General features: G+C 39.9%; 10 protein-coding genes and 1 pseudogene. 5 read left to right on the top strand and 6 right to left on the bottom strand.

Annotated elements, in window-relative coordinates:
- Nucleotides 1-274: 274 nt before the first annotated feature.
- From ABID39_RS00270 to ABID39_RS00250, 5 genes and pseudogenes are all read right to left on the bottom strand, one after another.
- Complete coding sequence (locus tag ABID39_RS00270; RefSeq protein ID WP_354184882.1) at nucleotides 275-946, bottom strand: YdcF family protein; 672 nt, start codon at nucleotides 944-946, stop codon at nucleotides 275-277.
- 4 nt (nucleotides 947-950) lie between these two features.
- A complete protein-coding gene (locus ABID39_RS00265; protein ID WP_354184880.1) occupies nucleotides 951-1,904 on the bottom strand; it encodes a cell division protein FtsX in 954 nt (317 codons plus the stop codon).
- Nucleotides 1,897-2,556 carry a cell division ATP-binding protein FtsE gene (gene ftsE / locus ABID39_RS00260; protein ID WP_354184878.1) on the bottom strand — a complete coding sequence of 220 codons (660 nt, stop codon included), beginning with the start codon at nucleotides 2,554-2,556 and terminating at the stop codon, nucleotides 1,897-1,899. The genes ABID39_RS00265 and ftsE overlap by 8 nt, the downstream gene beginning before the upstream one ends.
- 712 nt (nucleotides 2,557-3,268) lie before the next feature.
- A pseudogene (locus ABID39_RS00255) lies at nucleotides 3,269-4,054 on the bottom strand (AMP-binding enzyme); the annotation flags it as partial.
- A 32-nt stretch (nucleotides 4,055-4,086) separates the two neighbouring features.
- Entirely contained in the window at nucleotides 4,087-4,776 is a 690-nt protein-coding gene (locus tag ABID39_RS00250; RefSeq protein WP_354184876.1) for a YggS family pyridoxal phosphate-dependent enzyme, read from the bottom strand.
- Between the two features lie 167 nt (nucleotides 4,777-4,943).
- On the opposite strand from ABID39_RS00250, the gene leuS reads away from it, so the two are divergent.
- Both leuS and lptE read left to right on the top strand, forming a co-directional pair.
- Nucleotides 4,944-7,586 (top strand): leucine--tRNA ligase, encoded by a 2,643-nt coding sequence (gene leuS, locus ABID39_RS00245; protein ID WP_354184874.1) that lies wholly within the window; start codon nucleotides 4,944-4,946, stop codon nucleotides 7,584-7,586.
- Nucleotides 7,573-8,166, top strand: coding sequence for an LPS assembly lipoprotein LptE (gene lptE / locus ABID39_RS00240; RefSeq protein ID WP_354184872.1), 594 nt, complete (start codon nucleotides 7,573-7,575; stop codon nucleotides 8,164-8,166). Before leuS ends, lptE begins: the two co-directional genes overlap by 14 nt.
- Here the strand turns inward: lptE and fsa are convergent.
- Nucleotides 8,163-8,816 (bottom strand): fructose-6-phosphate aldolase, encoded by a 654-nt coding sequence (fsa, locus tag ABID39_RS00235; RefSeq protein WP_354184870.1) that lies wholly within the window; start codon nucleotides 8,814-8,816, stop codon nucleotides 8,163-8,165. The two genes, lptE and fsa, sit on opposite strands and share 4 nt — an antisense overlap.
- Nucleotides 8,817-9,250: 434 nt before the next feature.
- On the opposite strand from fsa, the gene ABID39_RS00230 reads away from it, so the two are divergent.
- The 3 genes from ABID39_RS00230 to atpA all read left to right on the top strand — a co-directional run bounded on the left by ABID39_RS00230 (nucleotide 9,251) and on the right by atpA (nucleotide 14,289).
- Complete coding sequence (locus ABID39_RS00230) at nucleotides 9,251-11,491, top strand: primosomal protein N' (RefSeq protein ID WP_354184868.1); 2,241 nt, start codon at nucleotides 9,251-9,253, stop codon at nucleotides 11,489-11,491.
- 678 nt (nucleotides 11,492-12,169) lie between these two features.
- On the top strand, nucleotides 12,170-12,754 hold the full coding sequence (gene atpH / locus ABID39_RS00225) for an ATP synthase F1 subunit delta (protein WP_354184866.1): 585 nt from the start codon (nucleotides 12,170-12,172) through the stop codon (nucleotides 12,752-12,754).
- Nucleotides 12,754-14,289 carry a F0F1 ATP synthase subunit alpha gene (atpA, locus tag ABID39_RS00220; RefSeq protein WP_354184864.1) on the top strand — a complete coding sequence of 512 codons (1,536 nt, stop codon included), beginning with the start codon at nucleotides 12,754-12,756 and terminating at the stop codon, nucleotides 14,287-14,289. Before atpH ends, atpA begins: the two co-directional genes overlap by 1 nt.
- The last annotated feature ends 10 nt before the right edge of the window (nucleotides 14,290-14,299 follow it).

The following is a 14,299-nucleotide window of genomic DNA, read 5'->3' as shown; positions in this document are numbered from 1 at the left end:
AGATTTTAGCTAATGACTGTTCAATAAGGTGGTTTGGAGTGTCTTTATTTAACACAAAAGCCTTTAGGATATAGCAGAAAATAAGGATATTTTTTGTTACTCCTTGATTGTGGTGATAGGAAATATGGAAGTAACCTTCATAAGGTGATTTATTAAGTGTGTTTGCTTCTTTTTTAAATTTTCAGCGGTGATAGTTTATAGATCATTATCGATTTGATCTTTATGAGTATGACGCAAAGGATTTGTACAAACAATTGTAAAAAAGGAAGCAAACTCAAAATACAGTCATTATATAGACTTGAATCGTTTTGATATATTGAAATAGAAGAATGCGCATTTGATTGACCTGTTGAATAATGCTTTCAGTTTTGCTCTTTTTCACAGGATAAGCAATAAAATTGATGTCAGGCATTAAATATTTAAGTTCACGCAAAGAACGCCATATGTGGTAATCATGGGTGACGATATAAAGTGTGGTATAGTGATGTTTTTTGATCCAATCGGCGCTTTCTTTTGCATTTCCTTTTGTATTAATGGCTTTATGTTCAAGATCAACGCAACAATTTAAGAGTTGTGGAGCGATATGTGCGTTGTGCGTAAGATTCTTGAGATTGGTTGTTGTGTTTACTCCACTGATTAAGAGTCGCGAACCAAGCCCCTTTTGTAAGAGATCCAGTCCCGTCTCTATTCGATTTTCTCCACCTGTGAGAACGATAATAGCATCTGCTTTTGGTAAAGGATTTGGCGGTTGAAGTTGCTCAATTTTTTCAGAAAAAACAATGAAACTAATCCAAAAGAGAAAAACAAATATTAAAAGAGTGAGTGCTGTCGGTGGAAAATAGCGAAATAAGCAGTGAAGATGCCATTTATATATGGCATTCTTTTTCAGTGAATGCTCTAAGTTATTTTGTCTCAATGATTTGGAATTGTGTAAATTGTAAGTCATGAAATTAAAATAAGCCGTTTTCGCATTGATCGATTTTTTTAAGTTGTGCAAGAATGGTTATGCGGTTTGTAAATGTGGTAATAAGAGAAACGAAAAGAATTAGACTCATGATTTTTCCATAGGGGATAGAACTTATGGAAAAATGTCCAAACAAGGCTATGATTTGTTTGGCTTCTACTCCGCCTAGGTTATAGTTTGTCCAAAGGGTAAAAGCAGCGAACAAAAGTGCACTTGTGACACCACCGTATAATGCACCGCGCAGCGCCGTTTTAAAAAAATGCCAGTCAAATTGTCGTGCAATGAAAAAAGGGTCAGTCCCGAGAAAGTATAAGACATTGATAATATGTGCATTTTCTGCGAGTGCATTGCGTGTGGCAAAGATCACTGTAAGTATCAGTGATCCTAGAACCAATGTTAAAATTGAAAAACCAATGAAAACAGTAGTATGTGCCATTGTTGAAAAACGACTTATCCAAACATGGTGATCATCAAACTGTCCCCCCGGAATCTGTGTTTTGATTGCTTGGTTGATTGCTTGAAAGTCGATTTCTTTATTTTCTTTCAGTGTTACAATGATAAGGCGAGGAAGAGGCAATTCACTTAAGCTTAATCCCTTTCCAAGCCATGGTTCGAGCAATTTTTCAGTAGCTTCTTGGTCAACAATTTTGGCATCTTGTATACCATGAAATGTTTTAACGAGTTTAACTGCATCACGAAGAGATTTTTCGATATCAACATTTTCAATGGGGTATATTTGAATGGTTGCTTCGTAACTCACTTGATTGCTCCAACTGTTTGCAGCACGCTGTATTAGATCAACACCAATCAATGTGAGGCTTGAGAGAAATGTCATAATCGCAATCACTGCAACTAGCGCTTGCCCAGAAATGTTACCACTAGGAATAATAGCCGTTGTTTTCTTGTTATCGTTGGTAAAAATTGAGAAAAACTTATTCATGAATTGTCATCCGTGCGTTATGGAGAAGCATACGCCTTGCTGCAACTTGTTCCATCAATGCGATATCATGGGTGGCAATAATGACAGCGGTACCAAAACGGTTTAATTCAATAAATAAACGAAGCAGGCGTTTTGCCAAAGGAGGGTCAACATTGCCTGTTGGTTCATCAGCAAGAAGGATTTCAGGTTGATCAATGAGTGCGCGGGCAATCGCTACCCTTTGTTTCTCTCCACCGGAAAGAACTGGTGGCAGAACATGAATATGATCTCCAAGACCAACCCAACAGAGAAGATCTTCGACTTCACTGCGATAAGTTGCTTCTTCTTGTCCTTTGATTCGTAAAGGTAAAGAGACATTTTCATAAATAGTCATGTGGTCAAGGAGGCGAAAGTCTTGAAAAACGACGCTGATACGTCGTCTTAAAGCGGGAAGCTCTTGTCGTTTGAGCAACGCTGTGTCAATTCCAAAGAGATCAATATGACCGCGAGTTGGTTTGAGTGCTAAAAACATAAGACGCATCAATGAGGTTTTGCCCGCTCCAGAGGCGCCAGTAAGAAATTGAAATGATCCGGGAGGAATATGAAAGCTAATATCACGAAGGACTTCAGGGCCCATTCCATAGCGCAGACCGACGTTTTCAAAATGAATCACTTTTCGTTACCACTTCTGCTTTATTGTGAAGACCTGTATTTTCATTACTTCAAGTTTTCGTTTTATTCATACTTTACGGTTCTCGATAACTGTTTCCAGTTTGTTATTGAAAGACATTGTCTGTAAAAATATGATTAACTTACATTTCCTTATTTTGCCTTTATTTATAATTTTATCAGGAATTCCAAGATGATTCTAGCATAAACATAAAAGCTATTCTTGCTGTTTTTTATTTAGCGATGGTCTTTATTGTGTGGGGGGTGGCACAAGAACTTTTGCTTTTATTCTTTTAAGATTTCGTTTTATTCATACTTCACAATTCTTAAGTTTTTTCTTTTACTATTTGTTTTTTGAGTAGGGGGATTTGTTTGCCAAGAAATTGAAAGGTTTTTTTATTTTTACAACTCATTGATTTATAATGATAATTTAATTTTTTGACTTTGAGCGAAAGTCCTGAATATAATAAAATCACTTATTTTCTTATTATGAATTCATACAGATTATTCGTTTGCACCGGTAAGAGCGACCAATGTGCGAATAAATCATGGAAAAAAAGCATAAATATGCCTCTTGTGGACTGCTTAAATGTAAAAGCAATCGGAATATAAGAAGCTGGCAAAGAGAATGATACTCCCAATTTGTACCTTAACCGATGATTTTAATGGAAACACTGAAATAGCAAAAAGGCTAAAGTTATCAATAATTTTTTACATTAATCTGTGGCTTTTCTGTTTTGGCGATGAGCGATAAGGTCATCAAAACTTATGGTTTAGCAAGGGTTGAAATGTATCCTAGATTATTACAATAGTTTTCGGAAATTTTTCGCAAAATATGTCTTATGATTTTTTCCGATCGCATTTTTGGTAGCTAAGGAGAAAAATAGACTTTATCTAATATAGCAATAGAGCCAAATTCTTTTCTCATGTGCTGAATAAATTCTTTTTGCAACTCGTCACTTGAGATTTTATCTTCTATTAAAATAACAAAATTATAAATTTCTTGCCCTTTAATGGGATACCTTCCCTTTAATGGGATAGTGGTAACCAACACCAGCTGATTCTGAAACGGCAGGATGAGCAATAAATGCTGATTCAATCAAGTTCAATACCAGCACGAGCAATTTCAGATGTTTCTATTTTTAGATGGTTCCATTAATGCACGAATAACAGTTGGTGCGGTATAAAGCGTATTAATTTTGTGTTTATCAGCAATTTTCCAAGGTCTATTCTGATTAGGAAAAGTAGGTGTTTTTTTGAACAGTAAAGTTGTGGCACCATTTGCAAAGAGGTGTATAAATTAAATAAAGAGGTCTATAAATCAAGAAAGAATGCTCAGTAATCCAAGCGATATCGGCAGTATACTAATAAATTTCACTAGGATGATCCTCAAAAATATATTAATACGTCATCGATGCATAAACAAGATAATGCGCTGTTGTGTATAAAACATCCTTGAGTTTTGCTTTACAAATAGTTTTTTTGGTGGCACCTTTAGTGAAGTACGTGTTTAAACAGTTAGTGAAGTATGCGTTTAAATAGGGCGTTTTCCAAATAAAGCGGAGCCAATGCGGAGGACGTTAGAACCAAATTGAAGGGCTGTTTCAAAGTCATTAGACATGCCCATGGAAAGCTTGGGAAGAGCAGCTTTTTTTGCCAATTTTTCTAACAGTGCAAAATAGGGACCGGGGTTTTCTTGTACGGGGGGAATTGCCATAAGACCTATAATATTAAGTCCATAGTGATTTTTGCATTGGGAGACGAAAGAGGTCACTTCTTGTGGCGTGATACCACTTTTTTGCGGCTCTAATCCAATATTAACCTGAACATAGCAGGGAAGATATCTTTTTTGTTTTTGCATTTCTATGCTTAAGCTTTTGGCTATCTTTTCGCGGTCAACCGTTTGAATAACATCAAAAAGTTTCACTGCTTCTGCTGTTTTATTGGATTGTAGGGGACCGATGAGGTGAAGTTCAATATTTTTAAACTGTTGACGCAAATCAGTCCATTTTTGAGCAGCTTCTTGTACACGGTTTTCAGCGAAAACAGTCTGACCTTCTTTTAAAAGGGGCAGTATATTCTCTACAGAAACAGTTTTTGAAACAGCGATAAGTTGAACCTCTTCAGTGGGGCGGTTATAGTCTTTACATATTTTGGCAATATCTTTTTGTAAATCATGCCATGCTGCAACGGAAGAGATATCGGGGGTAGAGAGTGTGTTCATATTTTTGTGCTTTCTGTTTTTGTTCAGGAATTGAATCGTTATTTGTAAAAACTTTGTAAAATATTTATTGAAAATGTTGACGCTGAGGTTAATCCATGGTCAAGCATAAATATGGTCAAGTATAAAACAAGTTTTTTGGTTCAATTTTATTAAAGAGTATAATGGGAATGGCAATTGAACGTTATAATTTAGGCGAACGCTATAATCCACGTGCCCGCGAACAAAAATGGCAAGAAATTTGGGATGAAAAGAAAATTTTTCAGACCGTGCAAGAAGATCAGCGTGAAAAATATTATGTGTTAGAAATGTTTCCTTATCCTTCTGGACGCATTCATATGGGGCATGTGCGCAATTATGCCATGGGAGATGTTGTTGCACGTTATAAGCGCGCAAAGGGTTTTAATGTACTTCATCCTATGGGATGGGACGCCTTTGGTATGCCGGCTGAAAATGCTGCTATGCAAAATAAAGTGCATCCCAAAACTTGGACCTATCAGAATATTGCAGTGATGCGCAGGCAGTTAAAGCAATTGGGACTTTCATTGGATTGGTCACGTGAATTTGCAACTTGCGATGTCGCGTATTATCATCGTCAACAGATGTTGTTCCTTGATCTCTATAAAAAGGGATTGGTTACTCGTAAAGTGGCTAAGGTGAATTGGGATCCCGTTGACCACACTGTTTTGGCAAATGAGCAGGTTGTTGAAGGGCGGGGATGGCGTTCTGGCGCGTTGGTTGAACAGCGTGAATTGACACAGTGGTTTTTCAAAATTAGTGATTTTAGTGAGGATCTCTTGGCAGGGCTCGAAGAGCTTGATCAATGGCCAGAAAAAGTCCGCACTATGCAAAAAAATTGGATTGGTAAGTCACAAGGTTTGCTGATTCGTTGGGCTTTAAAGATGGCAGAAGGGGCTGATGCTGTTTGTGAAGCCTTTGATGAGGTTTCTTGTTATTCAACGCGTCCTGATACACTCTTTGGTGCTGCCTTTTTAGCATTGTCTTTTGATCATCCTATTGCACAATCTCTCGCACAAAAAGATAAAGCGCTCAGCACGTTTATCGAAAATTGTCGGTGTGGTGGCACAACAACCGCAGCACTTGAAACTGCTGAAAAACAAGGTTTCCTCACACCTCTTGTGGCTGTTCATCCCTTTGATTCGACGGTGCATATTCCTGTTTATATTGCCAATTTTGTGCTTATGGATTATGGAACGGGGGCTGTTTTTGGGTGTCCTGCACATGATCAGAGGGATTTGGATTTTGCACGTAAATACGATCTTCCTGTGCAACCAGTGGTATTGCCAAAAGGGGTTGAGAGAAAAGATTTTGTGATTTCTGAAACCGCTTATACCGGTGATGGTGTGATGATCAATTCCAGATTTTTGGATGGTTTGACACCACAAGAAGCTTTTGAAGCCGCAGCCAAAAGGCTTGAAGGGCAAATACTTGGTGGGCAGCCTCAGGGGCAAAAAACAGTGCAATTTCGATTGCGTGATTGGGGAATTTCGCGACAACGTTATTGGGGTTGTCCAATTCCGATGATTCATTGTACGTCTTGTGGGGTAGTTCCAGTACCACGCGCTGATTTACCCGTTGTGTTGCCTGATGATGTGACTTTTGAGAAGCCGGGTAATCCTCTGTTGCGTCATGAAACATGGCGAGACGTTCCTTGTCCTGTTTGTGGTCAGCCTGCCAAACGCGAAACCGATACAATGGATACATTTGTTGATTCTTCTTGGTATTATGCACGTTTTACCGCGCCTTTTGCAGAAGAACCCGTTGACAAACAAGCGCTTGCTGAATGGTTGCCTGTGCAACAATATATTGGTGGAATTGAGCACGCGATTTTACATCTGCTCTATGCGCGCTTTTTTATGCGTGCCATGAAAATACTAGGCTATGGAACTGTGGATGAGCCATTTAAAGGGCTTTTTACGCAAGGTATGGTTGTTCATGAAACCTATCGAGATGATAAGGGTTGGGTTTCACCAGAAGAAGTTACGATTGTTGAAAAGGATGGAAAACGTCAGGCTTTTAAATTAACCGATCAAAGCAAAGTGACGATCGGTTTGATTGAAAAAATGTCAAAATCAAAAAAGAATGTCGTTGATCCTGACGATATTATTGCATCCTATGGAGCCGATACCGTACGCTGGTTTATGTTATCTGATTCCCCTCCTGAACGAGATGTCATCTGGACAGAATCTGGTGTTGAAGGGGCGCATCGTTTTGTGCAGCGCATTTGGCGGTGCGTGGCTTTGAGTGCTCCGGTCTTACGCGAGGTATTACCCTGTACTGGGAAGCAGGGGGCGGCTTTGGAACTCTCAAAAACAGCGCATAGAACGCTCCACGTCGTGGAAGATGATTTAGAAAAATTCGCTTTTAATCGGACAATTGCACGCCTTTATGAATTCTTGAATATCATGGCGCCTTTGTTAAATAAGGTAGAAAGTGCTGATGATGAAATGAAGGCAGCTTTACGTCAAGCGATGGATTTTTTCTTTGCTATGATTGCACCTATCATGCCTCATTTGGCAGAAGAATGCCATGCCGCTTTAGGAGGAAAGTCCTTGATTTGTGAGCTTTCTTGGCCTGTTTATGATTCTGCATTAATCGTTGAAGAATGCTATACTTTGCCAGTGCAGATTAATGGTAAAAAGCGCGGTGAGGTGACTGTTTCTGCAATCGCCGATGAAGCAATGATTGAAAAAGCTGTTCTGGCTCTTGATTTTGTACAAGCACAGTTGGGTGAAAAAACCGTTAAAAAAATGATTATTGTGCCACAAAGGATTGTCAATGTCGTTCTTTAAAAGTTCTATCCTCATGGTTTTCGCTGGTTTGCTCACAGTTTTGTGTGGATGCAAAGTTGAGCCGCTTTATCGTCAGGTGTCGCAGATTTCGACAACAACAATAGATTCTATGGATTCTGTTTCTTATGGTCGGTTTTCAGAAAAAAAATCTTTGGGACTTTCCGAAAAACTTGCCTCCATTATCATCACAGAACCTTCAGATCATTTTGGACAAATGGTACGCAACCGTCTGCTGTTTCTTCTCTATGGAAATGGCAGCAAACCTGCCACTCCAGTTTATCAATTGACATTGCAGACATCTGTATTCACACGCACATCTGTACAAGTAGAGTTTGATCGCTCTCAAAAGAAAGAGGGAAGACCTTCCGTTGGAACTGTGGTAGGTCAAGCTTCTTATATCCTGAAAGATATGAAAAATGTTCCCGTTGCCAAAGGCATGGGAAATATGAGCGCATCTTTTGAACGGCTTCATCAGGAATATGCGACCATGCAAGCAGAAGAAGACGCTCAAAAACGTGTTGCTGAGGAATTGGCTGAACAGATTTTGATGTTTCTTTCAAAAGATCTTTCAAAATATTAAGCAATATTTTGGCCAGTCTTTTTCCAGTCATCGTGGAAGATTTGTAGACCTTTATCAGTTAGAGGGTGTTTGACCAATGCTTTTAAGATTGCTGGTGGGAGTGTTGCAACATCTGCACCACTGAGAGCGGCCTCTTTGACATGATTAACAGTACGGATTGAAGCTGCTAAAATTTGCGTTTCAAAGTTGTAATTATCATAAATTGTGCGAATTTCATGAAGCAATTCGCTGCCCTCACTTCCACAATCATCGATTCTGCCAACAAATGGTGAAATAAATGTGGCACCTGCTTTAGCTGCCAATAAGGCTTGGTTAGCAGAAAAACAAAGCGTAAGATTCGTTTTTAATCCCTGTGCTGTAAGAGCTTTACAGGCTTTTAAGCCATCAAACGTTAAGGGAAGTTTGATGCAAATATTGTCGGCAATTTTTGCTAAAACAGCTGCTTCTTTCATTATGCTTTCAAATTCCGTTGCGATAACTTCGGCTGAAACAGGTCCGGTGACGAGGGTGCAAATTTCTTTGATAACTTCAAGAATATTGCGTCCTGATTTGAGGATAAGAGAAGGGTTGGTGGTAACACCATCAACAAGGCTTAAATTTTGTAATTCTCGGATCTCTTCAATATTTGCACTGTCCACAAAAAATTTCATGTCTTATCTCCTAGATTTTCTCTCGTTTATTCAAAGCTTCTAATGTTTGCCCCTGTTTTTAGTTATGCGCTATTGTTTCTTGTAAAAGCAAGAGGAACAATGCATGTCATATGCGAGAGATTGAGGAGGAAGTTGGAAAAGCAAAAATCAGAATGTTAGAAAGAGAATAAAAGATCATAAAATAAGGATTTGTTTATGATATGAGCGCTTATGGTATTCTCACTGAAATGTTTATTATAAAATTCCTTCTTTTATAAAGGATGACGCTGGCTATAAAGGGTGATGTTGGCTCTTTTGTTATTTCCAATCATAGGGGTGGTTGAAAATGGTTATTGTGGGTTGGGTGTTTTCGATAGCGAGAGAGTGGTAAGTCACGCAGGAAATTTTTGTACAAGGATTTCAAAAGATAAAAAAGTGTTGTTAAACAAGTTTGTATGAAGTTGGTAAAAAAGGTAGGATTAAATAGGGCAGAGAGTGTGACAGAGAAAAAAATTGTTTCAGTATTGGTTCCTCTTCCTGTTTCTCATGCTTATAGTTATGAGGTTCCTCCTTCTATGGAGGTTGAAATTGGCTCTTTTGTTCGTGTTCCTGTGATGGGGCGTGAAGTTTGTGGTGTTGTGGTAAATCTTGGAGAGAATAGAGCAAAAAATGAACAAAGTTCTGCACTTATGGCAGGTAAAAAATTACGCTCTCTTCTTCATGTTTTTGATTGTCCACCATTAAAGGTGGAAATGATAACTTTTTTACGTTTCGTTAGTCGGTATACGATGACTCCTTTTGGTCTTATCTCGCGGTTGGTTTTGTGTGTGCCGGCTGCTTTAGATCCAGAAGCACAGATGCTAGGCTTACAATATTGTGGGGGCGATGTGAAGCGTCTCACACCAGCGCGGTTACGGGTTTTGGAGTTGGCACGTGCTGGTGAGATTTGGACAGGTTCTGGTCTTGCGCATGCGGCAGGTGTTTCTGTTGGGGTTGTTGAAGGATTAAAATCTCTTGGGGTTTTTAAAGAAGTGATGGTGCCCGCACCTGCTGTTGTGGCAGTGCCTGATCCTGATTTTTGTCCTCCTGTGTTGCAGGGAGCACAATGCGAGGCGGCGCAACTTTTACGGAAAGGTGTTTTGTCTTCTCAGTTTCAAGTTTTTCTACTGGATGGTGTGACTGGGTCAGGAAAGACAGAAGTTTATTTTGAAGCGGTTGCTCAAGCACTCACAGGTGGCAAGCAGGTTTTAATTTTGTTACCGGAAATTGCTTTAACGCAACAATTTTTAGATCGCTTTCATGCACGTTTTGGAGCGGCGGCCGCGGAGTGGCATTCAGATTTATCACCGCGTCGTCGAGAGCGTGTGTGGAGGCAGGTTGCAGAAGGACGGGTGCGGGTTGTGGCTGGCGCACGTTCAGCACTTTTTCTTCCCTTTCATGATCTGGGGTTAATCGTTGTTGATGAAGAGCATGATGGCGCTTATAAACAAGAAGAGCGCATTTTTTATCATGCACGGGATATGGCTGTTGCACGGGGCTCTTTCGAGCATTTTCCTGTTATTTTATCTTCTGCAACACCGTCAATCGAAAGTCAGGCAAATGTTTTGTGGGGACGTTATCAACGAGTCCATTTACCATCGCGTTTTAAATCGGCAGCACTTCCACAGTTGCAGGAGGTTGATATGCGTAAAGGAGGTGTCCAAAGGGGGCGTTTTATTTCCTCTGCTCTTGAAGCTGCTTTGACAAAAAACCTTGAGAAAGGTGAACAGGCTCTTCTTTTTCTCAATCGACGTGGTTATGCACCTTTAACTTTATGCCGTGTTTGTGGACATCGATTTCATTGTAGTGATTGTTCAAGTTGGTTGGTGGAGCATCGTTTACAAGGACTGCTTAAGTGTCATCATTGTGGTTATCATCAAGCTCTTCCAGAAGCATGTCCTGAATGCGGGACTTTAGATCATCTTGTGGCTTGTGGACCAGGGGTGGAAAGAATTGCTGAAGAAACACAAGGGCTTTTTCCACAAGCACGGTTGTTGATTCTCTCTACTGATCTTAAAGGTGGGGTTGGTCAATTACGGCGCGAATTAAAAGCAATTGAAGATGGTGAGGTTGACATTATTATTGGCACGCAGTTGGTTGCTAAAGGACATCATTTTCCTGGATTGTCTTTGGTTGGGGTTATCGACGCGGATCTTGGTCTTGCCAATGGCGATTTACGAGCAAGTGAACGCACTTTTCAACTCTTATCTCAGGTGACTGGGAGAGCAGGGCGTATGGGGCTGTCAAGTTTAGGACTATTGCAAACCTATCAACCAGATCATCCCGTTATACAGGCTTTGCTTTCAAGAAAACATGAGGATTTTTATACGCATGAGATTGCTATGCGTCAACATTATCATCTTCCACCTTATGGACGGCTTGCTTCTTTGATTGTATCTTCAGAAAAACGCCAAATAGCAGAACAGTATGCACGTACATTACGCCAAGTTGCACCATGTGAGAAAAATATTTCAGTTATAGGTCCTGCAGAAGCTCCATTGGCTCTGGTGCGTGGACGTTATCGTTTTCGGCTTTTGCTTCAGGGACAGCGTTCTTTTGATATACAGGGATTTATTCGTGTGATGCTTACACATGCACCTAGAATGCCCAGTTCAGTTCGGGTTCAAATTGATATCGATCCGCAAAGTTTTCTTTAAAAATAGGGCAGTGCTTTGTTTTCTCTAAGAATAGTGCAATGCTTTGATGTACAAGGATTTATTCGTGTGATGCTTACACATGCACTTAGAATACCCAGTTCAGTTTGGGTTCAAATTGATATCGATCCGCAAATTTCTAAAAGGCATCACAGGAAGGTTTATTTGCCTAAAAGATGGTTTCTTAAGGAGAGATCATTTTAAGCAAGAAGGTAAGCTTTCTTCTTTTATGAGAAATATCCACTATGGTTGTTTGTTTATAATTATGAAATAAAACATTTTTGGATAGCGGGAGCTCTTCGTGGAACAAGAGTATTTTAGGAAAGATATCTCATTTTAACATTGTACGATATCATTGTGCTTTTGGTTTCAACCTATGTATGGAGCCGAAATAAAGACATTTGAAAAATTTGTGGGGAAATCTCGAAAAGAGACATAGAAAAAATTGTAGAGCTGGTCTGCTTGTTAAAAAAATCTTCTTAAAAAATATTTTGAATATTTTATTTAAAAATTTTTAAAAAGCATTGATTTGGAGTGTTGCGAGTCGTTTATGTCTATGCTAGAAACCCTAAAGTTTTTTTGTTCTGGGTTTTAAGAGAGAGATTCTTAAGATCTGGAGTGTTTGATTCATTTCATCTGATAAACATCAGAGAGTCGCTCAAGGGAAAGAGGCGGTATTTCGTGTCGGATTCATTTTCTCTTATACCGCTGCCGTTGGTAGATCAGCGCTATGCACAAGCGCTTTTTGATTTCGTTCAGGAAGCAGGTGTTGTTGAAAAAGTTGAAAGGGCAGTAGCATCTTTTTTGCTTGTCTTGGATCAAAATGAAGATTTAAAGCGCTTTGTGCAGAGTCCATTCTTTTCAGTAAAAGAGCAAGTTAGTGTGATGCATTCCGTTTGCGATAGCATCAAATTTTCTGATAAGAGCGCTGGTAAGATTGTGGGTAATTTTTTGCACGTTATTGTGCTAAATCGTCGGCTTTGTGCCTTGTCTGGTATTTTACATGCTTTTCAGCGTTGTGTCGCTCTCTCTAGGAAAGAAGTTTCGGCGCAGATTATTTCTGCTCGTCCACTGAGTTCTCAACAAGAACAAGAGTTGCGCGTGGCTTTGGAAGGTGTCGTTGAGGGAAAAGTTTTGCTACACATTCTTGTTGATCCAACTCTTCTAGGTGGGTTAATTATTCGTGTGGGGTCGTCTCAGATTGATACGTCTCTTGTAACAAAACTATCTTCGCTTAAGCTTGCATTGAAAAAAGAGGTCAGCTGATGGATATTAGACCATCCGAAATTTCAAAAATTCTAAAAGAGCAAATCAGAAACTTTGACCAAAAGGCTGAGGTTTCAGAAATTGGCTGGGTTTTATCTGTGGGTGATGGTATCGCCCGTGTGTATGGTTTGGATAATGTCCAAGCAGGGGAAATGGTTTCCTTTTCAAATGGTGTACGTGGTATGGCTTTGAATCTGGAAATCGATAATGTTGGGGTTGTGATTTTTGGATCAGATCGTGATATTCGTGAAGGTGATAGTGTTAAGCGGTTAGGCACTATTGTGGATGTTCCTGTGGGGCCAGCTTTGCTTGGGCGTGTTGTCGATGCACTTGGAAATCCTATAGATGGTAAAGGACCTATCAAGGCAACAGAACGGCGTCGTGTTGATGTGAAGGCGCCAGGAATTATTCCCCGCCAATCTGTGCATGAGCCAATGTCAACTGGATTAAAAGCTATTGATGCACTCATTCCCATTGGGCGTGGGCAGCGCGAGTTGGTGATTGGTGATCGTCAAACAGGAAAAACAGCAATTTTGCTCGATACATTTTTAAATCAGAAGCCATTCCACGATAAAGAAGGTGGGAAAGAGCAGGATAAAGTGTATTGTATTTATGTCGCTATTGGGCAAAAACGTTCAACAGTGGCGCAATTTGTTAAAATTTTGGAAGAACGTGGAGCTCTTGAATATTCCATTATCGTTGCTGCTACCGCTTCTGATCCTGCTCCACTACAATTTATTGCACCTCTTGCTGGTTGTGCAATGGGAGAATATTTTCGTGACAATGGTCAACATGCTTTGATCGGTTATGATGATCTTTCAAAACAAGCAGTAGCTTATCGGCAGATGTCTCTTTTGTTGCGTCGTCCTCCTGGTCGTGAAGCTTATCCGGGTGATGTTTTCTATCTTCATTCACGCCTTTTAGAGCGCGCTGCAAAGTTGAACGCCAAAAATGGCTCTGGGTCTTTGACAGCTTTACCTGTCATTGAGACGCAAGCCAATGACGTTTCTGCCTATATTCCTACAAATGTCATTTCCATTACAGATGGACAAATTTTTCTGGAAACCAATTTGTTCTACCAGGGTATTCGTCCTGCTGTAAATGTGGGGCTTTCTGTGTCACGTGTTGGTTCTTCTGCGCAGATTAAGGCGATGAAGCAGGTTGCTGGGTCAATTAAAGGTGAGTTAGCACAATATCGTGAAATGGCTTCTTTTGCACAATTTGGTTCCGACTTGGATGCTTCAACTCAACGTCTTTTAAATCGTGGTGCACGTTTGACCGAGCTTTTGAAGCAGCCGCAATTTTCTCCCTTGAAAACAGAAGAGCAGGTTGCTGTCATTTTTGCTGGGGTGAATGGTTATCTTGATTCTTTGGCTGTTTCTGATGTTGCTCGGTTTGAACAGGGGCTTTTAACTCTTCTGCGTGGTGATCATCCGGATATTTTGCAGGCGATAGCTGATCAAAAACAGTTAACCGATGAGGTGAAGGATAAGTTGCTTACTGTTCTTAATACTTACGCAAAAAATTTTTCGTGATGAATTGATG

The organism is Bartonella japonica (genome assembly GCF_040545385.1).
Classification (GTDB): domain Bacteria; phylum Pseudomonadota; class Alphaproteobacteria; order Rhizobiales; family Rhizobiaceae; genus Bartonella; species Bartonella japonica.
The sequence above is the reverse complement of the archived record's forward strand: the minus strand, read 5'-3'. Positions and strand labels throughout refer to the sequence as shown.

What these genes read in the sequence shown, in the direction of transcription:
- ABID39_RS00230 (WP_354184868.1), top strand. Translation starts at nt 9,251, where the DNA reads ATGAAGTTGGTAAAAAAGGTAGGATTAAATAGGGCAGAGAGTGTGACA.
- leuS (WP_354184874.1), top strand. Translation starts at nt 4,944, where the DNA reads ATGGCAATTGAACGTTATAATTTAGGCGAACGCTATAATCCACGTGCC.
- fsa (WP_354184870.1), bottom strand. Translation starts at nt 8,816, where the DNA reads ATGAAATTTTTTGTGGACAGTGCAAATATTGAAGAGATCCGAGAATTA.
- lptE (WP_354184872.1), top strand. Translation starts at nt 7,573, where the DNA reads ATGTCGTTCTTTAAAAGTTCTATCCTCATGGTTTTCGCTGGTTTGCTC.
- ABID39_RS00250 (WP_354184876.1), bottom strand. Translation starts at nt 4,776, where the DNA reads ATGAACACACTCTCTACCCCCGATATCTCTTCCGTTGCAGCATGGCAT.
- atpA (WP_354184864.1), top strand. Translation starts at nt 12,754, where the DNA reads ATGGATATTAGACCATCCGAAATTTCAAAAATTCTAAAAGAGCAAATC.
- ABID39_RS00270 (WP_354184882.1), bottom strand. Translation starts at nt 946, where the DNA reads ATGACTTACAATTTACACAATTCCAAATCATTGAGACAAAATAACTTA.
- ABID39_RS00265 (WP_354184880.1), bottom strand. Translation starts at nt 1,904, where the DNA reads ATGAATAAGTTTTTCTCAATTTTTACCAACGATAACAAGAAAACAACG.